Annotated in this window: 1 protein-coding gene; it reads left to right on the forward strand. The window is 62.1% G+C overall.

The window, feature by feature from the left end; genetic code table 11:
* Positions 1-40: 40 nt before the first annotated feature.
* The coding region (locus AC07XB_RS38985; protein ID WP_492833282.1) for an AraC-like ligand-binding domain-containing protein at positions 41-802 on the forward strand (762 nt) is incomplete at its 3' end.

Consider the following 802-nt stretch of genomic DNA (forward strand, 5'->3'; position numbering starts at 1 on the left):
TGCGACTCGCCTCAGCAGCACGAGCGATTGGCGAGCAAAGATGACGGAGAGAGCAGAGATCCATGCCGAGACGGTTATCGCAAGTGACGCCGACGAACTTTCGGCGCGCTTGCGACCGATCCGGGGCAACGTTGCGATCGATTCGGGGAGGGGAGATCATCTTGATGTGCGGCTGGCATCGAGTCTCGCTGGCGGAGCGGTGACGCATCAAATTCAGACGACAACGGGCGTTCGATTCCGGTTCGACAGTCCGTTCGACGGCTACGCGCTGGTGCTGCTCCACGAGGGCGGGCTGCGGGCCCGGATTGGTCAACAGGAGCGCACTTGGTTGGCAGGCGCGTGCGCCGTTCTGAAAGCGACGCAGGTCAGCCAATGGCAATGGCAGGCGGGCAGCTACGACGTACTGCTGGTCGGCGCGAACGATATCACGCAGCGACTTTCGACCCTGCTGGAAGCACCGGTGACGCGTCCGGTGACATTCCAGTCCGAGGTTTCCCCGGAATCGGATGGGGTGAGACTGGGCCGCGCCGTGATGCAGATGATGCAATTGTGCTTTGGCGATGACAGATCCAGGGTGACGGCGATGGCCACAGCGGCCAGCATACGTGACGTTGCCGTGGGAGCTTTCCTGGAGGGCTTGCCCCACGATTACTCCGACAGGCTGCTGGTCAAGACGCCGGGACCGTCACCACGGCACGTAAAATCTGCGATCGAGTTCATCCATACCAACGCGCGGGATAGCGTTACGGTAGAGGAGATTGCCAAGGCGGTTGGCGTCAGCGTGCGCGCACTGCAAGTGGGA

The organism is Cupriavidus sp. GW821-FHT02F09 (assembly GCF_059421605.1).